This is a genomic window from Bacillus sp. PK6-025 (assembly GCF_056530265.1).
This window is the reverse complement of sequence record NZ_CP096509.1, coordinates 2,764,881-2,789,829: the sequence shown is the minus strand read 5'-3', so window position 1 is coordinate 2,789,829 and position 24,949 is coordinate 2,764,881. Positions and strand designations below refer to the sequence as shown.

The 24,949-nt window shown below is 46.4% G+C and carries 26 protein-coding genes; 25 read left to right on the top strand and 1 reads right to left on the bottom strand.

Going from position 1 to position 24,949, the window contains the following annotated elements; translation table 11 throughout:
• The first annotated feature begins 21 nt into the window (after positions 1-21).
• The 3 genes from M1D67_RS14275 to deoC all read left to right on the top strand — a co-directional run bounded on the left by M1D67_RS14275 (position 22) and on the right by deoC (position 2,908).
• Positions 22-789: a 16S rRNA (uracil(1498)-N(3))-methyltransferase gene (locus M1D67_RS14275; protein ID WP_026579279.1), complete on the top strand. Its 768-nt coding sequence runs from the start codon at positions 22-24 to the stop codon at positions 787-789.
• A 2-nt stretch (positions 790-791) separates the two neighbouring features.
• Positions 792-2,147, top strand: a complete 1,356-nt coding sequence (gene mtaB / locus M1D67_RS14270) for a tRNA (N(6)-L-threonylcarbamoyladenosine(37)-C(2))-methylthiotransferase MtaB (protein WP_026579280.1) — start codon at positions 792-794, stop codon at positions 2,145-2,147.
• An 89-nt stretch (positions 2,148-2,236) separates the two neighbouring features.
• Positions 2,237-2,908 carry a deoxyribose-phosphate aldolase gene (deoC, locus tag M1D67_RS14265; protein WP_023855246.1) on the top strand — a complete coding sequence of 224 codons (672 nt, stop codon included), beginning with the start codon at positions 2,237-2,239 and terminating at the stop codon, positions 2,906-2,908.
• 18 nt (positions 2,909-2,926) lie between these two features.
• Here deoC and M1D67_RS14260 read toward each other — a convergent pair whose 3' ends face one another.
• Positions 2,927-3,862, bottom strand: a complete 936-nt coding sequence (locus M1D67_RS14260; RefSeq protein WP_020452253.1) for a Na/Pi symporter — start codon at positions 3,860-3,862, stop codon at positions 2,927-2,929.
• Positions 3,863-4,047: 185 nt separating this feature from the next.
• Between M1D67_RS14260 and rpsU the strand changes: the two genes are divergently transcribed.
• The 22 genes from rpsU to rpoD all read left to right on the top strand — a co-directional run bounded on the left by rpsU (position 4,048) and on the right by rpoD (position 24,607).
• Positions 4,048-4,221 carry a 30S ribosomal protein S21 gene (gene rpsU, locus M1D67_RS14255; RefSeq protein ID WP_003183654.1) on the top strand — a complete coding sequence of 58 codons (174 nt, stop codon included), beginning with the start codon at positions 4,048-4,050 and terminating at the stop codon, positions 4,219-4,221.
• 14 nt (positions 4,222-4,235) lie between these two features.
• Positions 4,236-4,682 (top strand): GatB/YqeY domain-containing protein, encoded by a 447-nt coding sequence (locus M1D67_RS14250; RefSeq protein ID WP_023855244.1) that lies wholly within the window; start codon positions 4,236-4,238, stop codon positions 4,680-4,682.
• Positions 4,683-4,825: 143 nt separating this feature from the next.
• Complete coding sequence (locus M1D67_RS14245; protein WP_020452250.1) at positions 4,826-6,145, top strand: NfeD family protein; 1,320 nt, start codon at positions 4,826-4,828, stop codon at positions 6,143-6,145.
• Between the two features lie 23 nt (positions 6,146-6,168).
• Positions 6,169-7,161 (top strand): flotillin-like protein FloA, encoded by a 993-nt coding sequence (gene floA / locus M1D67_RS14240; protein WP_020452249.1) that lies wholly within the window; start codon positions 6,169-6,171, stop codon positions 7,159-7,161.
• A 29-nt stretch (positions 7,162-7,190) separates the two neighbouring features.
• Positions 7,191-7,643 carry a hypothetical protein gene (locus M1D67_RS14235; RefSeq protein WP_020452248.1) on the top strand — a complete coding sequence of 151 codons (453 nt, stop codon included), beginning with the start codon at positions 7,191-7,193 and terminating at the stop codon, positions 7,641-7,643.
• Between the two features lie 55 nt (positions 7,644-7,698).
• A complete protein-coding gene (gene yqfC / locus M1D67_RS14230; protein WP_020452247.1) occupies positions 7,699-7,980 on the top strand; it encodes a sporulation protein YqfC in 282 nt (93 codons plus the stop codon).
• Between the two features lie 17 nt (positions 7,981-7,997).
• On the top strand, positions 7,998-9,194 hold the full coding sequence (gene yqfD, locus M1D67_RS14225; RefSeq protein WP_161517334.1) for a sporulation protein YqfD: 1,197 nt from the start codon (positions 7,998-8,000) through the stop codon (positions 9,192-9,194).
• Entirely contained in the window at positions 9,191-10,150 is a 960-nt protein-coding gene (locus M1D67_RS14220) for a PhoH family protein (protein WP_017474322.1), read from the top strand. Before yqfD ends, M1D67_RS14220 begins: the two co-directional genes overlap by 4 nt.
• A 164-nt stretch (positions 10,151-10,314) precedes the next feature.
• Positions 10,315-12,369 (top strand): HD family phosphohydrolase, encoded by a 2,055-nt coding sequence (locus M1D67_RS14215; protein WP_231692479.1) that lies wholly within the window; start codon positions 10,315-10,317, stop codon positions 12,367-12,369.
• On the top strand, positions 12,366-12,842 hold the full coding sequence (gene ybeY, locus M1D67_RS14210; protein ID WP_020452244.1) for an rRNA maturation RNase YbeY: 477 nt from the start codon (positions 12,366-12,368) through the stop codon (positions 12,840-12,842). Before M1D67_RS14215 ends, ybeY begins: the two co-directional genes overlap by 4 nt.
• Positions 12,820-13,200 carry a diacylglycerol kinase family protein gene (locus tag M1D67_RS14205; RefSeq protein ID WP_020452243.1) on the top strand — a complete coding sequence of 127 codons (381 nt, stop codon included), beginning with the start codon at positions 12,820-12,822 and terminating at the stop codon, positions 13,198-13,200. The genes ybeY and M1D67_RS14205 overlap by 23 nt, the downstream gene beginning before the upstream one ends.
• Before the next feature lie 132 nt (positions 13,201-13,332).
• Complete coding sequence (locus M1D67_RS14200) at positions 13,333-13,743, top strand: cytidine deaminase (RefSeq protein ID WP_105981087.1); 411 nt, start codon at positions 13,333-13,335, stop codon at positions 13,741-13,743.
• Positions 13,724-14,629: a GTPase Era gene (era, locus tag M1D67_RS14195; protein ID WP_023855242.1), complete on the top strand. Its 906-nt coding sequence runs from the start codon at positions 13,724-13,726 to the stop codon at positions 14,627-14,629. Before M1D67_RS14200 ends, era begins: the two co-directional genes overlap by 20 nt.
• Before the next feature lie 161 nt (positions 14,630-14,790).
• The gene (locus M1D67_RS14190) at positions 14,791-14,934 is read left to right on the top strand and encodes a YqzL family protein (RefSeq protein WP_003183626.1); all 144 of its coding nucleotides are present in this window, start codon (positions 14,791-14,793) and stop codon (positions 14,932-14,934) included.
• Between the two features lie 37 nt (positions 14,935-14,971).
• Positions 14,972-15,742: a DNA repair protein RecO gene (gene recO, locus M1D67_RS14185; RefSeq protein WP_020452240.1), complete on the top strand. Its 771-nt coding sequence runs from the start codon at positions 14,972-14,974 to the stop codon at positions 15,740-15,742.
• Positions 15,743-16,073: 331 nt separating this feature from the next.
• Positions 16,074-16,961, top strand: a complete 888-nt coding sequence (gene glyQ, locus M1D67_RS14180; protein WP_020452239.1) for a glycine--tRNA ligase subunit alpha — start codon at positions 16,074-16,076, stop codon at positions 16,959-16,961.
• Positions 16,954-18,993: a glycine--tRNA ligase subunit beta gene (gene glyS / locus M1D67_RS14175; RefSeq protein ID WP_479831348.1), complete on the top strand. Its 2,040-nt coding sequence runs from the start codon at positions 16,954-16,956 to the stop codon at positions 18,991-18,993. Before glyQ ends, glyS begins: the two co-directional genes overlap by 8 nt.
• A 197-nt stretch (positions 18,994-19,190) precedes the next feature.
• A complete protein-coding gene (gene ccpN / locus M1D67_RS14170; protein ID WP_025804968.1) occupies positions 19,191-19,829 on the top strand; it encodes a transcriptional regulator CcpN in 639 nt (212 codons plus the stop codon).
• A 25-nt stretch (positions 19,830-19,854) separates the two neighbouring features.
• A complete protein-coding gene (locus M1D67_RS14165) occupies positions 19,855-20,667 on the top strand; it encodes a pyruvate, water dikinase regulatory protein (protein WP_023855239.1) in 813 nt (270 codons plus the stop codon).
• A gap of 264 nt (positions 20,668-20,931) precedes the next feature.
• The gene (locus M1D67_RS14160) at positions 20,932-21,423 is read left to right on the top strand and encodes a YaiI/YqxD family protein (protein ID WP_023855238.1); all 492 of its coding nucleotides are present in this window, start codon (positions 20,932-20,934) and stop codon (positions 21,421-21,423) included.
• A 32-nt stretch (positions 21,424-21,455) separates the two neighbouring features.
• Positions 21,456-23,279, top strand: coding sequence for a DNA primase (gene dnaG, locus M1D67_RS14155; protein WP_023855237.1), 1,824 nt, complete (start codon positions 21,456-21,458; stop codon positions 23,277-23,279).
• Positions 23,280-23,485: 206 nt separating this feature from the next.
• On the top strand, positions 23,486-24,607 hold the full coding sequence (gene rpoD / locus M1D67_RS14150) for an RNA polymerase sigma factor RpoD (protein WP_020452234.1): 1,122 nt from the start codon (positions 23,486-23,488) through the stop codon (positions 24,605-24,607).
• Positions 24,608-24,949: the final 342 nt, after the last annotated feature.

Genomic DNA, 24,949 nt, shown 5'->3' with positions numbered 1-24,949 from the left:
GTTAGTAGGTGTGACAAGCGTATGCAACGATATTTTATCGAACAATCAAAACAAGAGGTCACGGCCGCACCTGTGTTCTCGATCAAAGGCGAAGACGTTCATCACATTGCGACCGTGATGAGGATGTCTCCCGGAGACGAGGTCATTTGCTGTGCAAAAGACGGCCATGAAGCGAAATGCCGGATCGAGTCCGTCACAAAAGAAGAGGTTTTATTGAGCGTAATCGAATGGACGGGGAAAACACGCGAACTGCCCGTCCAGATCCATATTGCAAACGGCCTTCCAAAAGGAGATAAGCTGGAATGGATCATTCAAAAAGGGACAGAGCTCGGTGCAAGCTCGTTTATTCCTTTTCAGGCATCACGCTCCGTTGTTAAACTTGATGAAAAAAAGGCAAAGAAAAAGCGGGAAAGGTGGGCGAAAATCGCCAAGGAAGCCGCAGAACAGTCCCACAGAAACACGATTCCCGATGTGGCGCCGGTTCACACGTTTCAACGTTTGCTTGAGAGCCTTGAGGACTTCGATAAATGTGTCGTTGCATACGAAGAGTCATCAAAGCAAGGCGAGACAAGCCGGTTTCAATCCGTGCTCAAAAGCCTGCCGGAAGGATCATCCGTGCTCATGGTGTTTGGTCCTGAAGGCGGATTTTCAGAAGATGAAATTGAGGCGCTTAAAGAAAAAGGAGCCCTCGCCTGCGGGCTCGGTCCGCGGATCTTAAGGGCGGAAACAGCTCCGCTGTACGCGTTGGCGGCAGTTTCTTATCATACAGAGTTACTAAGAGGTGAATAACAATGGCAACCGTTGCATTTCATACACTTGGCTGCAAGGTCAACCATTATGAAACAGAAGCAATTTGGCAGCTTTTCAAAGAAGCCGGCTACGAAAGAAAAGAATTCGAAAGTTCGGCGGACGTATACGTCATTAATACATGCACCGTCACAAATACAGGTGATAAAAAAAGCCGCCAGGTGATCAGACGGGCGATCCGCCAAAATCCTGACGCCGTCATTTGTGTGACAGGGTGCTACGCCCAGACTTCCCCGGCGGAAATCATGGCGATCCCGGGCGTTGATATCGTCGTCGGTACGCAGGACCGCGAAAAAATGCTTGGCTATATTCAGCAGTACCAGGAAGAAAGACAGCCGATTAACGGCGTCAGCAATATTATGAAAGCAAGAGTGTTTGAGGAGCTTGATGTTCCTGCATTTACCGACAGAACGCGTGCTTCATTGAAAATTCAAGAAGGCTGCAACAATTTCTGCACATTCTGCATCATTCCGTGGGCGCGCGGCCTGCTTCGTTCCCGCGACCCTGAGGAAGTCATCCGCCAGGCGCAGCAGCTCGTTGATGCCGGCTATAAAGAAATCGTTTTAACCGGTATTCACACCGGCGGTTATGGAGAAGATATGAAAGACTACAACTTTGCACAGCTGTTGAAAGAACTGGACAGCCGTGTGAAAGGTCTGAAACGAATCCGTATCTCTTCAATCGAAGCGAGCCAAATTACAGACGAAGTGATCGAAGTGCTTGACCGCTCAGACAAGATCGTCAGACACCTTCACATTCCGCTTCAATCCGGCTCAAACAGCGTTTTAAAACGGATGAGAAGAAAGTATACGATGGAGTTTTTCGCTGACAGGCTGACGAAACTCAAAAAAGCTCTTCCGGGGCTCGCAGTCACTTCTGATGTGATCGTCGGCTTCCCGGGGGAAACGGAAGAAGAATTCATGGAGACGTACAACTTTATTAAAGAACACAAGTTTTCCGAGCTCCACGTCTTCCCGTACAGCAAACGGACCGGAACTCCAGCAGCACGCATGGACGGCCAGGTTGACGAGAACGTGAAAAACGAAAGAGTTCACAAACTGATCGCTCTTTCAGATCAGCTTGCGAAAGAATACGCATCAGATTATGAAGGCGATGTTCTGGAAATCATTCCGGAAGAGCCGTTCACGGAAACGGGCGAAGACAATCTGCTTGTCGGCTACACGGACAACTATATGAAGGTCGTTTTCGAAGGTTCCGAAGACCTGATCGGCCAGCTTGTTAAAGTGAAGATCTTAAAAGCCGGCTATCCGTACAATAAAGGCCAGTTCGTCCGCGTCGCCGAAGACGACGTCCATGAAAACATCCGCTTATCGTCATAAATGATCAATTTAGCCGGTTCACGAAAAAGGTGTTCCGGCTTTTTTTGCGAATATCATAAAAGACAACCACTTGAAAAGGAGTCGGGACGATGACAAAACAAATTGCGCGAATGATCGATCACACGCTATTGAAGCCTGATGCTGTCACATCCGAAATCGAAGCGCTTTGCAAAGAAGCACGTGTATACGATTTTGCTTCCGTTTGCGTCAACCCTTGCTGGGTAAAGCTGTGCGCCGAGCTTCTTAAAGATTCAGAAGTGAAAGTGTGCACGGTTATCGGCTTTCCTTTAGGTGCAGCGTCTCCGGAAACAAAAGCTTTTGAAACCAGGCAGGCGATTGCAGACGGGGCCGGTGAAGTTGATATGGTGATCAACATCGGTGCATTAAAAGACCGCGATACCGGGACCGTGGAGTATGACATCAGAGCGGTGACAGACGCGGCCGTTGGCAAAGCTCTCGTAAAAGTCATCATAGAGACGTCACTGTTGACGGATGAAGAAAAAAGGCTCGCTTGTGAACTGGCCGTCAAAGCAGGCGCCGACTTTGTCAAAACATCGACCGGTTTTTCCGGCGGCGGTGCGACAGTTCAGGATATAAAACTGATGCGGGAAGCTGTCGGACCTGATATCGGCGTTAAAGCATCAGGGGGCGTCCGCGATAAGGAAAGCGCCCTTGCTATGGTTGAAGCCGGAGCGACGAGAATCGGAGCAAGCGCAGGCGTGTCGATTGTCAAAGGCTTAACAGCGGATGAAGACTACTAATCAACAAAAACCAGGCGTTTACCGGGCCTGGTTTTTGTTTGGAATGAGAAACATGATCAGCGAATGGAACAGATTTGAGAGCGGCAGAAACAATAGGGATGTGACGACATTGAAGAGCAGGCTGAAATGGGCAATCTGCTGAGCGGGGCTTTCAGACAGTCCGGAGATAAAGCCTGTTATTGATGAAAGCAGGGGGTATACAGCTGCTACACCGATGACATTAAACAGCACATGGGCATAAGCCGTTTGCCTGGCCGCAGCTCCGCCTTTGAAGGACGCCATCACGGCTGTGATGCATGTCCCGATATTGGAGCCGAGAACAACGCTCATCGCTTCGGTCAAACCGACGACACCTTGATCCATAAAGCTCATCAGGATGCCGACACACGCCGAACTGGAATGAATCATCGCGGTCAACACCGTGCCGATGATTAAGGCGTAAAGCGGTGAATTTTCAGCAAGCTGCACAATATAAGCGCCCGAGTCTAGCTGTGACAACGGCACGGCAAGCCGGCTAAAGCCGCTGATACAGAAAAAAATAACACCCAAGCCGATCATGCTTACGCCCACTTGCCGAAAAGGGGATTTTCCGGCCATGAAAAGAACCGCACCTGCGGCAAAGAGGGCAAAAATCAAAAATTCCAGCTTCACCGCCAAAAATTCCGTTGTGAAGGTGGACCCGATGTTTGTTCCCAAAATGAGCGGAATCGAACGTTTAAATGAAAGGGCGCCTACCGAGACAAAGCCAATGACGATCACCATAAATGCCGAGCTGCTTTGCAAAACCCCCGTAAATACAATGCTGACCAAAAAGGCTTTCACCGGATGATCCGTGAAAAACAGCAGCCGCTTTTCGATTTTTTCAAATGTCAGTGAAATCAAACCTTTTCTCAGCATGCTCATGCCTTTGAGAAAAAGAACGATCAATAATATGAATAAGATCAAGATTATCATCAGTTTTTCGAACAGCCTCCTTTATAAATATATACAGACAAGCTGCCGAAATCATGACTGAACAATAAAACGATTCTCCTTGGTTGACCTTACCGGAGGCTTATATTATAATGTCAAAGTACATGTTTATATGTATGTCTTTTTTTAAAGCAGTCGATTGGTGTATTCGGAGGGAGGGAAAGAGAATGTCAAAAACGGTCGTTAGAAAAAACGAATCGCTTGAAGATGCTCTTCGTCGCTTCAAACGCAGTGTATCAAAGACAGGTACTTTGCAGGAAGCAAGAAAGCGTGAATTTTATGAAAAACCTAGCGTAAGACGCAAGAAAAAGTCTGAAGCTGCAAGAAAGCGCAAATACTAAAAGAGGGTGGATTTATGAGTCTTCTTGAGCGGCTGAATCAAGATATGAAGCTCTATATGAAAAACCGTGAGAAAGACAAACTGACTGTCATTCGCATGGTCAAAGCTTCGCTTCAAAACGAAGCAATCAAGCTTAAGAAAGACAGGCTGACCGATGATGAAGAACTGACTGTTCTTTCTCGTGAATTAAAACAGCGTAAAGACTCCCTCCATGAATTTTCAAACGCTAATCGTTCAGATTTAGTAGATAAAGTTCAAAAAGAGTTAGACATTCTGGAAGCTTATATGCCTGAACAGCTGACGGAAGAAGAGCTGCTCGGCATCGTCAATGAGACGATCGCCGAAGTCGGCGCCTCTTCAAAAGCGGATATGGGCAAAGTGATGAGCGCTATCATGCCGAAAGTCAAAGGCAAGGCGGACGGCGGTCTCGTCAATAAGCTTGTCAGCAAACAACTGTCTTAAGAAAAAGACGCCTTTAAGCAATTAAAGGCGTCTTTTTTTGTGCGTGTTCATACAATAGAAAAGTAGTAGAAAGATGAAACCTTTGCTACATTTATAACGTATGTAATGTTAATGATAATAGGGGAAGGAGGTCTCAGACATCGTTGCTGCTGAAAAAATTTAGAATTTTTGTTGCTCTGGCCAGCGGTTTTGTTTTATTCTTATTACTAGGCGTTCATTTGACCGTGAAAGCGGATGGAGATACAGTGTATGTCATTCCGATCGAAGAAACGGTTGAAAAAGGGCTTTCAAAATTTCTTGAGCGTTCTTTTCAAGAAGCGGAAGATATGAATGCCAAACATATCATACTCGATATCAATACCCCCGGCGGAGCGGTCGACGCAGTCCTTGACATGGCTGATACGATACATAACTCCGACATTCCGGTGACCGCTTATGTGAATAGAAGGGCTCTGTCCGCAGGCGCTTACCTCGCCTTGAATGCAGACGATATTTATATGGCGCCCGGCGGGAAAATGGGAGCTGCCGCGATCATTGACACGCAGGGAAATGCCGCTGATAAAAAGTCGGAATCTCTGTGGCTCGCTGAAATGGAAGACGCAGCCAAAAAAAACGGACGTGATCCGAAATACGCTCTCGCGATGGCCGATGCGGATGTCGATGCTAAAGAAGTTGGGGCGCCGAAGGGCGAGCTGCTCACATTAAGCCCTGACAAAGCGCTGGAAGTCGGCTATTCCGAAGGCACAGTTTCGAGCCTTGATGATCTTTTGAAAAAGCTGAACTTGAAGGATGCCAAAATCGAGCGTTCCGAGGTGAGCTTCGCCGAAAAGGTGGCCCGGTTCATCACGCATCCGGTCGTGATTCCGATTCTCCTTTCAATCGGAAGTCTCGGGCTGATTGTCGAGCTTTATTCGCCTGGTTTTGGGATCCCCGGCTTTATGGGACTCTCTGCGCTGCTGCTCTTTTTCTACGGTCATCTCGTCGCCGGGCTTGCCGGAATGGAAACGATCCTTCTGTTTGCAGCAGGCATTATTTTAATCATTTTAGAGATTTTTTTGCCGGGCGGAATAGCAGGGATTGCCGGCCTGATCGCGATTGTTGCGAGCCTCTTTTTAGCATCGGGAAGCTTTAAGGTCATGGCCGTATCCATTTTGATTGCAACTGCTGTTTCTATAGCGGCATCCATTCTATTAACAAGGGTGTTGGGGAAGCGTATGAAATTTTTTAAAAAATTGATCTTAACTGACTCGACAAGCACGGAAAGCGGATATGTGTCAAATGAAAGCCGGCGCGATTTAATTGGTAAAACCGGCGTCACGTTTACACCGCTCAGACCGTCCGGAACGGTCATCATCGGCGATGAACGGCTTGATGTCGTATCTGAAGGCTCGTTCACCGCGAAGGACAAGAAAGTGAAAGTGGTTAAAGTGGAAGGCTCACGCATTGTTGTGAGAGAATTATAAATTATATTATTAGGAGGAATATTATGGATCCGTCAACACTGTTTCTTTTGCTTATTATAGCAGCCGGAATCATCTTACTAGCTGTCTTCTTTACATTCGTCCCGGTCATGCTGTGGATCTCGGCTTTGGCCGCTGGTGTTAAAATCAGCATTTTCACACTGATCGGAATGAGGCTCCGCCGCGTCATTCCAAACCGCGTGGTGAACCCGCTGATCAAAGCGCATAAAGCGGGACTTGATGTTACTATCAATCAGCTTGAAAGCCACTATCTTGCAGGGGGGAATGTTGACCGGGTTGTCAACGCGCTTATCGCTGCCCAGCGTGCAAACATTGAACTCACATTCGCCAGATGTGCGGCCATCGATTTAGCGGGCCGTGACGTGCTTGAAGCCGTTCAAATGAGCGTTAATCCGAAAGTCATCGAAACGCCGTTTATTGCCGGTGTAGCAATGGATGGTATCGAAGTGAAAGCAAAAGCGAGAATCACGGTTCGCGCAAACATCGACCGCCTTGTCGGGGGAGCGGGAGAAGAAACAATCATTGCCCGTGTCGGCGAAGGGATCGTTTCGACAATCGGTTCCTCCGATAATCATAAAAAAGTGCTTGAGAACCCGGATATGATTTCACAAACCGTCTTGAGCAAAGGATTGGATTCAGGCACAGCGTTTGAAATTCTATCGATCGATATTGCTGACGTTGACATCGGCAAAAACATCGGAGCGATTCTGCAGACCGACCAGGCTGAAGCCGATAAAAACATCGCCCAGGCGAAAGCAGAAGAACGCCGCGCCATGGCGGTTGCGCAAGAACAGGAAATGCGCGCCCGCGTCGAAGAAATGCGTGCTAAAGTCGTCGAGGCAGAAGCCGAAGTGCCGCTTGCGATGTCTGAAGCTCTCCGCAGCGGAAAGATCGGAGTCATGGACTACCTCAATATGAAAAACATCGACGCCGACACAGACATGCGCGATTCTTTCGGAAAGATGACGAAAGACCAAAATGAAGAGGATCATAAATAAACAAGCCCCTGTAAAAAGGAGGGAGCTCATTGCTTGATATCCTGTTCGACAATCCGATTATCATGGCGGCCATCATCGCAGCCATCTCCTTCATATTCAACAAGCTCGGAAAAAATGATGAAAATGAAGAAACCAAGCGAAAACCGGTGCCTGAACGGCCGAAAACGCAGACGACGCCGAAGCAGACGGCACAGCGCCAGCCGGCAGAAAACAAACAACAACGGCCTGCAGCAGCAGCGGCTGCTGCAAAAAGCGAAGATATGGCCGCAGAACTCCGCAGAATACAAGCGGATGCCGAGCGGTCCATGCCGGCCGTTGAACGGGCCATTAAAAAGCAGAGCAGCCGGGTGGTCAACCGGAAACAAGAGCTGCTCGATATGAATAAAAACACGATTGTCCAAGGCGTTGTACTCAGCGAAGTATTCGGCCCTCCGCGGTCGAGAAAGCCGCATTACACAATGAGGCGCCGGCCTAAAATTTAAGTATTAGAACCCCCATATCACTCATACATATGAGATGAAAGGGGGTTCTTTTTTTATGGCGCAAAGAAAAAACCGCATCAAAGCGTGGCTGACAAGAACATTGGAAATTCCCCCTGATGTCATGATGGATCTTCCGAGGATCACGATGATAGGAAGACTTCACATATATATTGAAAACCACAGAGGGCTTTTGCTTTTCAGCGATACGGAAGTAAGGCTGATGCTCAAACAGGGGCAGTGCATCATTCAAGGCAAAAACTTTGTCATCAAAACGATTTTGCCTGAGGAAATTCTACTTGAAGGCACGATTGAGCTCGTACGCTATATCGATTCATAAGTCGGGGGGAAAGAATCGTGAAGAATAAATGGCTTTCTTTTTTTTCAGGAAAGATCCAGCTTGAGATAACTGGAAAGGGGATCGAGCGATTATTAAATGAATGCACCAGGCGCAGCATCCCGATGTTTAATGTTAAGAAAAAGAAAGACGCTGTCTTTCTTTATATTCCGCTTTCTGATGTACATGCCTTCCGGAGGGTCATAAGGGATTTTGACTGCAAGTGCCGCTTCGTCAGACGAAAAGGTTTCCCTTTCCTTGTGCAGAAGTCTAAACGGAATAGCGGCTTCACTATTGGAATTGCTGCTTTTTTTATCATCATGTTTTTATTGTCCAATATGCTCTGGAAAATTGACATAACAGGAGCCAATCCGGAGACAGAACATCAAATCAGACAGCACTTGAATCAAATTGGCGTCAAAAAAGGGCGCCTTCAGTTTACGATGCTGACCCCGGAAAAAATTCAGCAGGCGCTTACAGAGCGCGTCGAAAACATCACCTGGGTGGGCATTGAATTAAACGGCACGGCCCTTCACATGAAAGTGGTTGAAAAAAATGAACCTGACAAAGAAAAATATATTGGTCCGAGGCACATCGTCGCTAAAAAAGGGGCGACCATCTCGAAAATGTTCGTGGAAAAAGGCGAGCCGCTCGTCACCGTGAATCAGCACGTTGAAAAAGGGCAAATGCTTGTTTCCGGACTGATCGGGAGCGAAGAGGAAAAGCAAAAAGTCGGAGCCAAAGGGAAAATCTACGGTGAAACCTGGTACAAGTCAAAGGTAACGGTTCCTCTTGAGACATCATTTGACGTTTTTACGGGTAAAGTAAGGACAAGTCACAAGCTATCCTTCGGTTCTTTTTCTGTGCCTGTCTGGGGCTTTTCTTTTAAAAAAGAAGAGTTCTCGCGTCCGAAGACAGAAACCGAAAAACACTCGCTGCATTTTATGAATTTTACGCTTCCTGTCGCATATGAAAAGGAACATACGAGAGAGAGCGAACAAATCAAAAGGGTGTACTCGAAAAAAGAAGCGGTCCTTGAAGGGATCGAAATGGGAAAAAGAGACATCAGGAAAAAAATCGGCAGCGACGGGAACATTATCAGTGAAAAAGTTTTGCACGAAACGAGTGAGAATGGTAAAGTTAAATTGATCATCCTTTACCAGGTTATTGAAGACATTGTTCAAACAACACCAATTGTTCAGGAGACTAAAGAATGACAGAACACTTACTTGCGATTCATCAGCAACTGGAAAGTCCGAACGAGGCTCAAGCGCTGTTTGGGAACCAGGATTCCCATTTGAAGTTAATGGAGGAAGAGCTGAACATTTCGATTGTCACGCGCGGTGAAACCGTCTATGTGACCGGAGACGAAGAAACGTTTGAAATCGTGGACAGCCTGCTTGCATCCCTCTTGAATCTCATCCGCAAAGGAATCGAGATATCAGAACGCGATGTCTTGTATGCGATCAAGATGGCGAAAAAGCAGAAGCTTGAGTTTTTTGAAAGCATGTATGAAGAGGAAATTACGAAAAACGCCAAAGGAAAACCGATCAGAGTCAAAACCATCGGTCAAAGAGAATATATCGCCGCCATGAAAAGGCACGACTTAATCTTCGGCATCGGCCCTGCAGGAACGGGGAAAACCTATTTGGCTGTCGTAAAGGCCGTTCATGAACTGAAAAACGGACGCATCAAAAAAATCATTTTGACAAGACCAGCTGTTGAAGCAGGGGAAAGCCTCGGGTTTTTGCCGGGGGATTTAAAGGAGAAAGTTGACCCTTATTTAAGACCGCTATATGACGCGCTCCATGACGTGCTCGGAACGGACCATACGGCACGGCTGCTTGAAAGAGGAACGATCGAAATCGCGCCGCTTGCTTACATGAGGGGGCGGACGCTCGACGACGCATTTGTGATTTTGGATGAAGCGCAGAATACGACACCGGCACAAATGAAAATGTTTTTGACGAGATTGGGTTTTGGTTCTAAAATGGTCATTACAGGCGACATTACGCAAATCGATTTGCCGAAGGGCGTCACATCGGGGCTTGCTGTTGCAAAAAAGATGCTCCTTGATATCGAAGGCATTTCAATTGTTGAACTGGATCAGACGGACGTGGTCAGACACCCGCTTGTCGCCCGTATTATTGAAGCATACGAAAAGTCAAAATAATTCCGAATGGCCCGATCGCCCGTTATCGGGTCATTTTTTAGTTTCCCGCGGGAAAAGAGGTGCTTTTGTTGAAAAAGAAAAAAAGAGACGGAAAGTTTCGGCCCATCCGCTTGGAAAACGGCCGCTTCCTCCCCGTCATTCTTTATGCGGCTTTATCCGCGCTAATGTTCATCCTGCTGTTTTTCCATGTGAGGCCCGAGTCCCTCGACCTCGATTTATTTTCGATCAGCGAGAATACGATCTATGCGCCGGCAACAGTCGAAGATCAAAAGGCAACGGCTAATAAAAAGCAGGAAGCGAGAGAGGAAGTTCCCGACCAGTACACCTTGAAAAAAGAGTACTCTGACAACAGGGTCGACCTTGTCTCATCAATTTTCGACATCATTAAAGAAGTGAAAAAAGAAAGCGCAGAACAAGAGAAAAAAGACAAGCAGGCCCCATCTGAAAAAGACCAGATCAAATCTGTCGAAGAAAAGCTGACTTCAGATGTGACGGACTCGCTGTCGCAGGATTCAATCAAACACCTGCTGAAGGCCAGCGACGGAGAGCTTTCCATGACACAGGATTCGGTCATCACCGCCGTCAATGACGTGATGAGCAAAGAAATCCGCGCCGGCAAGCTTGATGAAGCGAAAGAGCATGTAACGAAAGAGCTGAAGGGTAATTCAATACCTTCAAAATTAAAAAACGCCGCCGATGAAATCGGACGCTTTGCAATCATTCCCAACTATGTATACGATCCTGACAAGACGGAGCAGAAGCGTCAGGAAGCGGCTGACAGCGTGCAGCAGGTGCAGATCAAGCAGGGGCAGATACTTGTTGAGGAAAATCAGCTGATCGACAGGGAAGTCTATCGAAAGCTTGAACTGACAGGACTCTTAAGCGGAGCCAACATCTTCAAGCCTGTCGGCGGACTGCTGCTTTTAATCGCGCTTTTCATCTCAGCTTTGGTTTACTATTTCGAAAGGCAGTACAGCAGCCGGATTCCGAAAAATAAGTCGCTCATGCTGTTTTCATTGATTACAGCGATCGTTTTAATCGTCATGGAAGTGATCAGCCTGTTTCAGCAGCTTGAAATCGGCCATATCGGCTATCTCGTACCGATTGCGATGGGCGTGATGCTCATTAAACTGCTGATCAATGAAAGGCTGGCGATCCTGTCAAGCATGATCCTTTCCATTTGCGGAAGCATGATGTTTAACCAGGGTGTGACAGGCACGTTTAACTATGGAATCGGAACGTATTTCTTGATCAGCTCGATGGCGGGTATACTGTTTTTAGGGAAGCATAATGCGAGGGCGAAAATCCTCCAGGCCGGTTTGTTTGTCTCCCTGATCAACATCGTCGTCCTGTTTACCCTGCAGCTGATTCAAAACACGGCTCAAACCGGACTTGAGATGGGGACATACCTTGTCATGGGAGCGGTGTCCGGCATCGGATCGTCAGTTCTTGTTCTCGGGTTCATGCCGTTTTTTGAAAGCGGCTTTGGGATTCTGTCCACGATGAAGCTTCTCGAGCTTTCAAACCCGAATCATCCGCTGCTCCGCAAAATTCTGACGGAAACACCCGGCACATACCATCACAGCGTTATGGTCGCGAACTTATCGGAGGCGGCATGTGAAGCTGTCGGAGCAAACGGGCTTTTGGCAAGAGTCGGAGCCTATTACCATGATATCGGCAAGACAAAGCGGCCCCAATACTTTATAGAAAACCAAATGAATATTGATAATCCGCATGACAAGCTTTCTCCGCAGCTGAGCAAAAACATCATCATTGCCCATGCGACAGACGGCGCCGATATGCTGAGGGATCATAAAATGCCGAAGGAGCTTGTCGACATCGCCGAACAGCATCACGGCACATCGCTGCTCAAGTTTTTTTACTATAAGGCGAAAGAAAAAGGCGATCAGACGACTGAAGAAGAGTTCCGCTATCCTGGCCCTAAGCCCCAGACAAAAGAGGCGGCGATCATCTCGGTGGCCGACAGTGTCGAAGCAGCCGTCCGCTCAATGCATAACCCGAATCCCGAAAGGATTGAAAAGCTGGTGCGCGGGATCATATCAGATAAGCTGCAGGACGGGCAGTTTGACGAATGCGATTTGACTTTAAAAGAGCTCAATATTATCGCGAAGACGCTCTGCGAAACGCTGAAAGGTATTTTTCATTCCCGGATCGAATATCCGGAAGCTAATCCTAAACAGAAGGTGAAACACACATGAGTTTAATTCTAGATATCACAGACGAGACCGGACGGGTCCCTGAAGACCAGCTTGCTGAAATTGAGAAAATTCTTCAATTCGCAGCGGCAGAGGAAGGCGTCGCAGACGGCGCCGAAGTTTCGGTTACGATCGTCAACAATGAAGAGATCCAAAAAATCAACAAAGAGTACAGAGGCAAAGATTATCCGACTGATGTCATTTCATTTGCCCTTGAAGAAGACGGCGAAGGAGAGATTGAAATTATCGGCGCTGACATGCCGCCCGTTCTCGGAGATATCATCATCAGCGCTGATAAAGCACGGGAACAGGCCGAAGAATACGGGCATTCACTGATGAGGGAGCTGGGTTTTCTGACGGTTCACGGCTTCTTGCACCTCCTCGGCTATGACCATATGACAGAAGAAGAGGAAAAAGAGATGTTCACTAAGCAAAAGGACATTTTGAATCGATATGGGCTCTCAAGATCCTCATAAACAAAATGAATGGCGCCGTCTGAAATGGAGTTTTTCAAACGCCTTAACAGGAATAGTCAAGACGTTCATGTCGGAGCGCAATTTTAGAATTCATTCCGGGGCCGCCATCCTTGTGATCGTCTGCGGCTTTTTCTTCAGGCTGACTCTGATCGAATGGTCCATCATCTTGATCCTGATCGGCGGAATGCTTGCCTTGGAGCTGATGAATACGGCTGTGGAGCATACGATCGATCTTTTCACAAAAGAGAACCACCCGCTTGCAAAGGCGGCAAAGGACGCGGCGGCCGGGGCGGTTTGCGTGTTTGCGGCCGTTTCGTGTATGATTGGGTTACTCATCTTTTTGTCAAAATTGTTTTGATGCCGTGCCTTTCATTGTGCGCAATTCTTACAAAAATTTTACATTTGTGATTTGGGCGTGAAAAAGAAGCCATTTTTATGTAAAATAAAAGTGTTAGCGGTACCATAACCGCTATAGGAAGGAATACACACATTGATTAAACAAGAATTGATTGCAGAAGCTTTAAAAGCAAGGGAATTTGCATATGTTCCGTATTCGAAATTCAAAGTCGGCGCTGCCCTTTTGACTGAGGACGGCAAGGTGTACAAAGGCTGCAACATTGAAAATGCTGCATACAGCCTGTGCAACTGCGCCGAGCGGACAGCGTTGTTCAAGGCTTACTCGGAAGGGGAAAAATCGTTTAAGATGCTTGCCGTCGCTGCGGATACGCCGGGTCCGGTGTCGCCGTGCGGAGCGTGCAGACAGGTGATTTCTGAACTTTGTTCACCAAACATGCCTGTCATCTTAACCAATCTGAATGGCCAAATCAAAGAAATGACGGTTCAAGAATTACTGCCAGGAGCATTTTCATCGGAGGACTTACATGACACAGGAAAGCTTTAAATCAGGATTTGTCTCCATTATCGGACGACCAAACGTAGGAAAATCTACATTTTTGAATCGCGTGATCGGCCAAAAAATCGCCATCATGAGCGACAAACCGCAAACAACAAGAAACAAAGTGCAAGGTGTGCTGACAACCGATACATCCCAGACGATTTTTATCGATACGCCGGGCATTCATAAACCGAAGCATAAATTGGGCGATTTTATGATGAAGGTGGCGCAGAACACTTTAAAGGAAGTCGACTTGATCTTGTTTATGATCAATGCGGAGGAAGGCTACGGAAAAGGCGACGAATTTATCATCGAGCGCTTAAAAGGAGTCAAGACGCCGGTATTTTTGATCGTCAACAAAATCGACCGGATTCATCCGGATGAGCTTCTTGTGCTTATCGATGAGTACAGAACCAGGTATCCGTTTCAGGAAATCGTTCCGATCTCCGCCCTTGAGGGAAATAATATCGATACGCTTTTAAAGCAAATTGAAGATTATTTGCCGGAAGGTCCGCAGTTTTACCCGAGTGACCAGGTGACCGATCATCCGGAGCGATTTATCATTTCTGAGCTGATTCGGGAAAAAGTGCTGCATCTGACAAGGGAAGAGATCCCTCACAGCATTGCGGTCTCGATCGAGTCCATTCAAGAACGGGAAAACGGTTCTGTGTATGTGAGCGCGACCATCGTCGTCGAACGCGATTCACAAAAAGGGATCGTCATCGGAAAAAGAGGCAGCCTGCTTAAAGAAATCGGCAAGCGGGCAAGAACCGATATCGAGGCGCTGCTCGGATCATCGGTGTTTTTAGAGCTGTGGGTTAAAGTGCAGAAAGACTGGCGCAACAAGATGTCTCAGCTTCGTGATTTTGGATTTAGAGAAGACGAGTATTAACGGACAGAGCTTGACCGCGGTTTAGTCGTGACAAAATCTCTCGAAATCAAAGATATATTAGAAAAAATTGTTTAACATGAAATGGAGGATACAAGGTCAAGATAATCTTAAGAATTTGGATGTTTAAAAAGCTAGTTATAAACAGAAAGGTGGGGCTTTTTATGTTGAATTTTACTTGGAATGTATTTTCACAAACAGGAAGCGTAGACACGTACCTCCTTTTTAAAGAATTGGAAAAGGAGAACCTGGAAAGACCCGAAGTACTTGAAGAAGAGCTAGCGCAAATTGACTTTCCAATTTTGTGATCATGCTTGACCCCTCCAATTTTTGGATGGTGCACATATGCTGACGAAATGTGAAGGTATCGTCCTTCGTACAAACGACTATGGTGAAACAAATAAAATCATTACGCTGTTGACGAGAGAACACGGGAAAATCGGTGTGCTGGCAAGGGGCGCCAAAAAGCCGAACAGCCGCTTGTCAGCGATTTCCCAGCCGTTCCTTTATGCTTCTTTTTTATTCCGCAAATCATCCGGTCTCGGCACATTGGAGCAGGGCGAGATGATCGAAAGCATGAGGCATATACGCGAGGATCTGTTTTTAACAGCATACGCGGCCTACATCACTGAATTAATCGACAAGGGAACGGAGGAAAAGAAACCGAATCCGTTTTTATTTGAGCTGCTTCTTCAGTCGATGAGGAGGCTCGATGACGGTACAGATCCCGACATTATCGCCAACCTTATCGAAGTTAAAATGCTCAGCGTGATGGGGCTGTATCCGGAGCTGGATGAATGTGTACATTGCAAAAGCAAAGACGGCACATTTCATTTTTCGATCCGCGACAACGGCTTTATCTGCCACCGCTGTTTTGCGAAAGATCCATACAGGATACCGCTGTCTCCCGCATCCGCCAGGCTGTTGAGGCTGTTTTTTTATTTTGACCTGTCAAGGCTCGGAAATGTCTCGGTTAAACAGGAGACGAAGGATGAGCTGAAAAGGGTCATACAGACGTACTATGACGAGTACTCAGGGATCTACCTGAAATCGCGGCGCTTCATGGAACAAATGGACAATATGAAAAAGATGCTGGGCGATGAAAACAAAAGTTGACAACCTCTTCATCTTTTTATAAGATCATGTCATGAAGATTGGATTCAATAATGACGTTGCGTTGACGGAAAGAAGTAATTGCGCACGGCCTCATTGAAGCGACTCCGGGGCGGTGAAAGCCGGGGATGAGAGCGTAATGAAAGGCATTCCCTGAGCAACTTTTAAAAAAGAGGCTGAGACATTTCCTCTCAGCAATTAGGGTGGAACCGCGGGAGAACTCTCGTCCCTATGTTTGTGGGCAAACAAGCATAGGGACGAGAGTTTTTTTCTGCCCAAACCAGCCCTATGCCAAAAATTAAACTTGAAAACACGTTTTATGGAGGTGCTTCATTTGAATATTCAAGAAATGATTTTGACCCTGCAAAAGCACTGGTCCAATGAAGGATGCGTACTTTTGCAGTCGTATGATGTAGAGAAGGGTGCAGGAACGATGAGTCCATATACATTTTTGCGGAGCCTTGGACCTGAACCTTGGAAAGTCGCTTATGTGGAGCCGTCAAGACGCCCTGCGGACGGAAGATACGGGGACAACCCGAACAGGCTTTATCAGCACCATCAATTCCAGGTGATCATTAAGCCGTCTCCCGACAATATTCAAGAGCTTTATTTAGATTCATTAAAAGCTCTTGGAATCGACCCTCTGGAGCATGATATCCGTTTTGTCGAGGATAACTGGGAAAATCCGTCGCTCGGCTGCGCCGGGCTTGGCTGGGAAGTGTGGCTTGACGGCATGGAAATCACCCAGTTTACCTATTTTCAGCAGGTCGGCGGGCTTGAGTGCAAACCGGTTTCTGTGGAAATCACATACGGTATTGAACGCCTTGCCTCTTATATTCAAGACAAAGAAAACGTCTTTGACCTCGAATGGACGAAAGGCTATACGATAAAAGACCTGTTCAAGATGGCTGAATACGAGCATTCCGTCTATACGTTCGAGACATCTGACGTCGACATGCTGTTCGAATTGTTTGCCACGTACGAAAAAGAAGCGAACCGTCAGATGGATCAGGGACTTGTCCATCCTGCTTATGATTATGTACTGAAATGCTCGCATACGTTCAACTTGCTTGACGCAAAAGGAGCGATTTCCGTCACGGAGCGCACAGGATATATTGCAAGGGTGAGAAATCTGGCCAGAAAAGTGGCGAAAACGTATTATGATGAACGCGAAAAGTTGGGTTTCCCAATGCTGAAGGAGGAAGAGGCTTCACATGAGTAATCAAGATTTGCTTTTAGAAATCGGATTAGAAGAAATGCCGGCGCGCTTCATGCATGACAGCATGACTCAGCTTGGTGAAAAACTGGAAAGCTGGCTCAAGGAAAAAAATATTGCCTTCGGTTCCGTCAAGCTCTATAACTCCCCTAGAAGACTGGCCGTTCTTGTCGAGAACGTGGCGGAGAAGCAGGACGATGTGACAGAAGAAGCGAAAGGACCGGCAAAGAAAATCGCCCTTGACGAAAACGGCGAATGGACAAAGGCGGCCATCGGCTTTTCACGGGGGCAAGGAGCAAGTCCGGAAGATTTGTATTTTAAAGACATCAAAGGAACGGAATATGTTTTTGTGCAAAAATTCCAAAAAGGTCAGGATACGTTTTCATTACTTCCTGAGCTCGGCGACTTGGTGATAAGCCTCCACTTTCCAAAAAACATGCGCTGGGGCAGCGAAGATTTGAAATACATCAGGCCGATTAAATGGATCATCGCGCTGTTCGGCAGTGAAGTCGTTCCGTTTTCAGTCGCTCATGTCGAAACCGGCCGCACAACACAGGGACACCGCTTCCTCGGAAAAGCAGCCAGCTTGAGCGCACCTTCTGAATACGAAGCGGCACTGGAAAGCCAGTTTGTGATTGCCGATCCGGACAAACGGAAGCAGCTGATCGTTAAGCAGCTTGACGAACTGGCGGCTGAAAAGTCCTGGGACATTCCGAGAGACGAGGATCTGCTGGATGAGGTTACCCATCTGGTTGAATATCCAACGGTTCTGTTCGGTTCTTACGAAGAGGAATTTCTCGCAATTCCTGAAGAGGTGCTCGTGACAACGATGAAAGAGCATCAGCGCTATTTCCCTGTCAAAGATAAAAACGGCGATTTGCTTCCTTACTTTGTGACCGTCCGCAACGGAGACAGCCGCGCCCTTGAAAACGTGGCGAGAGGGAACGAAAAAGTACTGAGAGCAAGGCTTTCAGACGCCGCCTTCTTCTATAAAGAAGATCAAAAATTAAACATTGACGAGAATGTGAAAAAACTCGAAAAGATCGTTTTCCACGAAGAACTGGGATCGCTTGGAGACAAAGTAAGACGCACTGAGGCGGTTGCTGAACGGATCGCTGAAATCATCGGTGCGGATCAAGAGACGGTGCAGCTGATCAAGCGCGCTTCGCACATTTCAAAATTCGACCTTGTGACACACATGGTTTACGAATTTCCTGAGCTGCAGGGCATCATGGGTGAAAAATATGCGCGGATGCTCGGGGAGAAAGAAGAAGTGGCGCTCGCTGTCAATGAGCATTATATGCCGAGACAAGCCGGAGGGGAAACACCTTCATCAATCGTCGGCGCCGTCGTCGCATTAGCGGATAAACTTGATACAGTCGCTTCATTCTTTAAAATCGGCGTTATTCCGACAGGATCTCAGGATCCGTATGGACTAAGAAGACAGGCGAGCGGCATCGTCCAAATCCTGCTTGACCGGAACTGGGGCATTTCATTCAAAGAACTGGCTGCGTTTGCCGGACAGGAAGCAAACAGCGAACTGCTCGAATTCTTTAAACAGCGCCTCAAATACGTATTAACAGCGGAAAACATCCGCTACGATGTGGTGGATGCCGTGCTCGAAAGCTCGAACCTTGAGCCGTATTCGGCTGTCAAAAAAGCCGCTGTTCTTGAATCGGCTGCAGCAAAACCGGAATTTAAAGAAACGGCTGAAGCGCTGGCAAGGGTTATTTCGATCAGCAAAAAGAGCGAAACGAACGCCATTGATGCGTCACTGTTTGAAAACCCTCAAGAAGAGGAGCTTTTCAAAGCTTATGAGGCGTGCAGACAGCAATTAGAGACCCTTTACCAAGCAAAAGATTATGAGGGAGCCTTCAGTGAGCTGTCCAAGCTGAAAGAGCCGATCGAAGCTTATTTTGATCACACGATGGTCCATGCCGAAGATGAAAGATTAAAAGCGAACCGCCTGGCGCAAATGGCAAGCCTGGCGGAGCTGATCCGATCTTTTGCAAACATCAATGCCATCATTGTAAAATAAACACCGCAGAAGACGGTTGCTGACAAGCTGGCAATCGTCTTTTTGCTCAAATTGATTTTTCACATCCTTGTCAAATTGTGCCTGTCTTTTTCATAGAATTCAATTGTAATTGCTGTTATTTTAGTCTTCATATGCGTTATAATATGTTATCGACTTTTATACATAACGAACGAATTGTGAGCTTCGGCTTAAAGGTGGTGAGTACGATCGAACTAAATAAACGTCAGGAGCATATTTTGCAGATTGTCAAAGAGAACGGACCGATTACCGGAGAACATATCGCGGAAAAGCTGAATCTGACAAGGGCTACGCTTCGTCCGGACTTGGCGATATTGACGATGTCAGGATTTTTGGAAGCAAGGCCGCGGGTCGGTTATTTCTACACGGGAAAGACGGGCACGCAGCTCTTGGCTGATAAGCTGAAAAAGCTGCAGGTGAAAGACTTCCAGTCCATTCCGGTGGTCATTCATGAAAATGTCTCCGTTTATGATGCGATTTGCACGATGTTTTTAGAGGACGTAGGAACGCTTTTTGTCGTTGATGATAATGCCATCTTAGTCGGTGTACTTTCACGAAAAGACTTGCTCAGAGCCAGCATCGGCAAACAGGAGCTCCCTTCAATACCCGTCCATATCATTATGACGAGAATGCCGAACATTACGCTTTGCAGGCGCGACGATTTCATTTTGGACATTGCCAAGATGCTTATCGAAAAACAAATTGACGCACTGCCTGTTGTAAAAGATACAGAAAAAGGCTATGAAGTTGTGGGAAGAATTACGAAAACGAACATGACAAAAATTTTAGTCGGCTTATCTGAAAATGAAATCATGTAGAGTGAACTTCAAATGGAGGGATATCATGAGTAATCGGACGATTTATGTTGTATCAGACTCTGTCGGCGAGACCGCTGAGCTCGTAGTCAAGGCGGCTATCAGCCAGTTTAACGGTTCATCCGAGCAGACAAACATCAGGCGGATTCCTTATGTCGAAGACCGCGGAACAATAAAAGAAGTGATCTCGCTGGCAGAAGCGGACGGAGGCATCATCTGTTTTACGCTTGTTGTCCCGGAGATTCGTGATTTTTTAATCGCCGAAGCGGAAAAGGCGAATGTCGTGTATTACGATATCATCGGCCCGCTGATTGAGAAAATGGAGACGGTCTATGGCTTCAGCGCGAAATACGAGCCGGGCAGAGTCCGGCAGCTGGACGAAGATTATTTTAAGAAGGTAGAGGCCATCGAATTTGCCGTAAAATATGACGACGGCAGAGACCCAAGGGGCATCTTAAAAGCGGATATCGTGCTGATCGGCGTGTCGAGAACGTCCAAAACTCCGTTATCCCAATACTTGGCGCACAAACGGTTAAAAGTGGCAAACGTTCCGATCGTTCCCGAGGTGGATCCTCCCGAAGAGCTCTTTACCGTTGATCCGGCTAAATGCATCGGGTTAAAAATCAGCCCGGATAAGCTGAACCATATTCGCAAAGAGCGCCTGAAATCGCTCGGCCTCAACGACAAAGCGATTTACGCTAATATCAACCGCATCAAAGAAGAGCTGGAGTTCTTTGAAAAGATCGTCGGCCGCATCGGCTGCAATGTCGTAGACGTATCAAATAAAGCGGTAGAGGAAACGGCCAACATTATTCACAACATGATGACAAAAAGGGTCTAAGAATAAAACTCAGGACACCCCATCCTGGGTTTTTGCTTTGATGGTTTTGGGAAAAGTGAAAATGTTAGCATCTTTAACCCATTTGTATTATAATAAAAAATTGTGATAAAATAATTAACTTTTAGGTTTAAGCTTAGTACAGAACGAATAAACTATTATGGGTATCGTGTCAAGAATTTCCCGAAAAAAACTTTCGACAAATTCTTATAGATCGATTATTTTTGAAACCTGTGTGATTTTGCCTGTATTTATAGCAGGAGATTGATGGAGGGATGGAGAATTAGTCTTCTTGAAAAAGAAAGGACGATTTTTGTCGATGCAGACGCATGCCCGGTGAAAGATGAAGTGCTCAAAACAGCGGCGGATTTCGACGTAAAGGTCATATTCGTGGCTTCATTCGAGCATTTTCAAGTCACAAGGAAAGAAGAAGAGAATTGGACATATGTCGATCCGCATAAAGAAGCAGCCGATCTGTACATTGCCAACCATGTTCGACCAGGTGATGTCGTCGTCACACAAGATATCGGGCTGGCATCACTTTTGCTTGGCAAAAAGGTCTATGTGATGTCGGAGAGAGGCTATCTTTTCGAAGAGGACTCCATCGATCATGCTCTTTTCCGCCGTCACGTCGCACAAAAATTGAGAAGAAGCGGACGTTACACGAAAGGCCCGAAAAAACTGGTCAAGGAAGACCGAGAGCGATTTGTCAAAGAGCTGCAAAAAATCTTGTCGAAAATTGAAGGATTTACGTACTAAGCAGCGAATTATGTACGACGGAGTGTTGGAACATGGGCAATCGTATACCAGACGAAATTGTAGAACAGGTGCAAAAATCAGCTGATATCGTAGAAGTTATCGGAGAGTACGTCCAGTTGAGAAAACAGGGGCGTAATTATTTTGGGCTTTGTCCTTTTCATGGTGAGAATACGCCATCTTTTTCCGTTTCCGGAGAAAAACAGATTTTTCATTGTTTTGGCTGCGGAGCGGGAGGGAATGTTTTTTCATTTTTAAGACAAATGGAAGGTTATTCATTTACGGAGGCCGTCTCTCACCTGGCGGACAAATATCAAATAGATCTGCCGGAGCAGGTAGCGGCTGTATCAGCATACAGCACAGGCAGTTCGGATGAACAGAAAATGGCGGAAGCTCATGATCTGTTAAAGAAATTTTATCATCATTTGCTGGTCAATACAAAGGAAGGCCAGGAAGCGCTCGATTATTTGCTCGAAAGAGGCTTTGAGATGGAGCAGATCGAGCAGTTTGAAATCGGATGCGCCCTTGATTCATGGGATTTCATCACAAAGTTTTTGGAACGGAGAGGTTTTGATCTTGCGCTGATGGAAAGAGCTGGACTCATCATCAGACGCGAGAACGGTGACGGCTATTTTGACCGTTTCAGAAACAGGATTATGTTTCCGATTCATGATCATCACGGCGCAACGGTCGCTTTTTCCGGAAGGACGTTCACCGGGGAGCAGCCAAAATATATGAACAGCCCGGAAACGCCGCTTTTTCGAAAAAGCAAGCTTCTCTATCATTTCCATCAGGCCCGCCTTCACATTCGAAAAGAAGAGAGGGCCGTCCTTTTTGAAGGATTTGCCGACGTCATCTCAGCCGTCAGTTCCGGTGTGAAAGAATCGATCGCCACGATGGGCACATCGCTGACAGAAGAGCATGCGAAAATCATCAGGCGAAATGTCGGAGAGGTCATACTGTGCTATGACTCGGATCATGCCGGTTATGAAGCCACGCTGAAAGCGGCGGAGATTCTTCAGAAAAAAGGCTGCGACGTCAAGGTGGCCATGATACCTGACGGGCTGGATCCCGATGACTACATCAAAAAATTCGGAAGCGAGAAATTTAAGAATGATGTAATAGGGGCCAGCGTTACGATGATGACGTTTAAAATGAACTATTTCCGCAAGGGCAGAAACCTGTCTGATGAAGGAGACCGTTTAGCCTATATCAACGATGTACTGAAGGAAGTCAGCCTTCTCAGCGGACCTTTGGAACAGGAAATATACGTCAAACAGCTGGCAAATGAATTTTCAATCTCATTTGAATCCTTGAAGGATCAGCTTTCCGTATTTGAAAAGCAGGCTGTAAGCCGCAGCAGGGAAAGCAGCCGTCAGGACTCAAAAGAGCGGCAGGCGGCCGTTTCGCGCGCCCCGCGGAGAAAGACAGGTCTTCGGCCGGCTCATGAGAACGCGGAGCGGATGCTCCTGGCTCACATGATTCATGACCGGGACGTCATTCGAAAGGTTTTAGACCGGGTGGGCTTTGAATTCAACCTTGATCAGCACCGCGCGATTGCCGCTTATTTGTACGCCATGTATGAAGAAGGAGCGGACATTTCCATCCAGGAGCTCTTTAAGAGAGTTGAGGATCAGGAACTCGGTCAGCTTCTGACAGATATCTTAATGCTTCAGGTGAACGAAGAATTAAGTGAAGCGGAATTATCTGATTATGTAAAAAAAGTGTTGAATTATCGAAATTGGTCAATGATAAAAGAAAAAGAAGCTGCAAGGGCGGAAGCCGAGAGGCAAAAAGACTTCATCAAAGCGGCAACTTTGGCACAGGAAATTGTTAAGCTGAACCGTTCGCTGAAATAAACCGTTATATATAATAGGAAAAGCTTTTGGCAATGAATCCCAACGGAGGAGCAAAAGCTGCTTGTCCTAATCATATATTGTCAATTTATGATTTGCTTTCCCGTGAAGCCCTAGATGAGAGAGAAGGCTTTATTCGTGAAATAGGAACAAAAAAAGCGGGATGCTTTTAGAATTCGTCTGTAAGTTTTGGAAGGAGGGATCCATGAATGGCTGATAAACAAGCACACGAGACCGAAACTGAATTCACATTTGAACAGGTGAGGGATCAATTAACAGAAGCCGGAAAAAAGCGCGGAGTGCTCACATATGAAGAAATTGCAGAGCGCATGTCCAGCTTCGAGATCGAATCAGACCAAATGGATGAGTATTATGAATTTTTAGGAGAACAAGGCGTTGAATTAATTAGCGAGAACGAAGAAAATGAGGATCCTAATATTCAACAGCTGGCCAAGGCCGAAGAAGAATTTGACCTTAACGATTTAAGCGTGCCTCCGGGCGTTAAGATAAACGACCCTGTCCGCATGTATCTGAAAGAAATCGGACGGGTAAACCTTTTGTCTGCAAAAGAAGAAATCGAATACGCGAAAAAAATCGAAGAAGGCGACGAAGAGTCGAAGCGCCGTCTGGCTGAAGCCAACTTGAGACTTGTCGTCAGCATCGCAAAACGGTATGTCGGCCGCGGAATGCTTTTCCTTGACCTTATTCAGGAAGGAAACATGGGCCTGATGAAGGCGGTAGAAAAGTTTGACTACCGCAAAGGATACAAATTCAGCACATACGCGACATGGTGGATCAGACAGGCGATTACAAGAGCGATTGCCGACCAGGCGAGAACGATCAGGATTCCTGTTCATATGGTTGAAACCATCAACAAACTGATTCGTGTTCAAAGGCAGCTTCTTCAGGATCTCGGCCGCGAGCCAACGCCTGAAGAGATTGCGGAAGATATGGATCTGACGCCTGAAAAAGTCCGTGAAATTCTAAAGATCGCCCAGGAACCGGTTTCACTCGAGACTCCGATCGGTGAAGAGGACGATTCACATCTGGGAGACTTCATTGAGGATCAGGAAGCGACTTCTCCGTCAGATCATGCAGCATATGAATTGCTGAAAGAACAGCTTGAAGATGTACTGGATACATTGACAGACCGTGAAGAAAATGTGCTCCGCCTTCGCTTCGGCCTTGATGATGGTCGTACAAGAACATTAGAAGAAGTTGGTAAGGTATTTGGGGTAACAAGAGAACGAATTCGTCAAATAGAAGCTAAAGCACTTCGTAAATTAAGACATCCAAGCAGAAGCAAACGCTTGAAAGATTTTCTCGAATAAACTTGAACGGGTCAGGAGATCCGTTCTTTTTTTCACGACAGAATGAAAGCGCTATTATTGGTAACCCGATTATATTTTACTTAATTTCTTTCGAATTTGCAAATATCCAAAAGTGCATTTTGAGTCATTATAACCTTGAGATCGAAGGAAAAGCCCTTTATAATTATTGTTGTAACCGTATTCAAAAACTGGTCTTTAAATGGAAAATGAACAATTGCTTCATCATCCGTTATTTTGTCTAAAATGTGAACTTCATCAGCTTTTGTTTCATAATTGGTTTACTTTTTGTAAAATTAAAGTAGAATTAGAATTGTTTACATAAGGGGCAGGGGTAAATTAAAA

Coding starts and splice junctions, on each gene's coding strand:
- floA (WP_020452249.1), top strand. CDS start 6,169: ATGGATCCGTCAACACTGTTTCTTTTGCTTATTATAGCAGCCGGAATC.
- M1D67_RS14190 (WP_003183626.1), top strand. CDS start 14,791: ATGTTGAATTTTACTTGGAATGTATTTTCACAAACAGGAAGCGTAGAC.
- mtaB (WP_026579280.1), top strand. CDS start 792: ATGGCAACCGTTGCATTTCATACACTTGGCTGCAAGGTCAACCATTAT.
- M1D67_RS14260 (WP_020452253.1), bottom strand. CDS start 3,862: ATGATAATCTTGATCTTATTCATATTATTGATCGTTCTTTTTCTCAAA.
- era (WP_023855242.1), top strand. CDS start 13,724: ATGACACAGGAAAGCTTTAAATCAGGATTTGTCTCCATTATCGGACGA.
- M1D67_RS14220 (WP_017474322.1), top strand. CDS start 9,191: ATGACAGAACACTTACTTGCGATTCATCAGCAACTGGAAAGTCCGAAC.
- M1D67_RS14160 (WP_023855238.1), top strand. CDS start 20,932: ATGGAGGGATGGAGAATTAGTCTTCTTGAAAAAGAAAGGACGATTTTT.
- yqfC (WP_020452247.1), top strand. CDS start 7,699: ATGGCGCAAAGAAAAAACCGCATCAAAGCGTGGCTGACAAGAACATTG.
- M1D67_RS14250 (WP_023855244.1), top strand. CDS start 4,236: ATGAGTCTTCTTGAGCGGCTGAATCAAGATATGAAGCTCTATATGAAA.
- glyS (WP_479831348.1), top strand. CDS start 16,954: ATGAGTAATCAAGATTTGCTTTTAGAAATCGGATTAGAAGAAATGCCG.
- ybeY (WP_020452244.1), top strand. CDS start 12,366: ATGAGTTTAATTCTAGATATCACAGACGAGACCGGACGGGTCCCTGAA.
- dnaG (WP_023855237.1), top strand. CDS start 21,456: ATGGGCAATCGTATACCAGACGAAATTGTAGAACAGGTGCAAAAATCA.
- recO (WP_020452240.1), top strand. CDS start 14,972: ATGCTGACGAAATGTGAAGGTATCGTCCTTCGTACAAACGACTATGGT.
- M1D67_RS14165 (WP_023855239.1), top strand. CDS start 19,855: ATGAGTAATCGGACGATTTATGTTGTATCAGACTCTGTCGGCGAGACC.
- M1D67_RS14215 (WP_231692479.1), top strand. CDS start 10,315: ATGTTCATCCTGCTGTTTTTCCATGTGAGGCCCGAGTCCCTCGACCTC.
- M1D67_RS14275 (WP_026579279.1), top strand. CDS start 22: ATGCAACGATATTTTATCGAACAATCAAAACAAGAGGTCACGGCCGCA.
- M1D67_RS14205 (WP_020452243.1), top strand. CDS start 12,820: ATGGGCTCTCAAGATCCTCATAAACAAAATGAATGGCGCCGTCTGAAA.
- deoC (WP_023855246.1), top strand. CDS start 2,237: ATGACAAAACAAATTGCGCGAATGATCGATCACACGCTATTGAAGCCT.
- rpsU (WP_003183654.1), top strand. CDS start 4,048: ATGTCAAAAACGGTCGTTAGAAAAAACGAATCGCTTGAAGATGCTCTT.
- rpoD (WP_020452234.1), top strand. CDS start 23,486: ATGGCTGATAAACAAGCACACGAGACCGAAACTGAATTCACATTTGAA.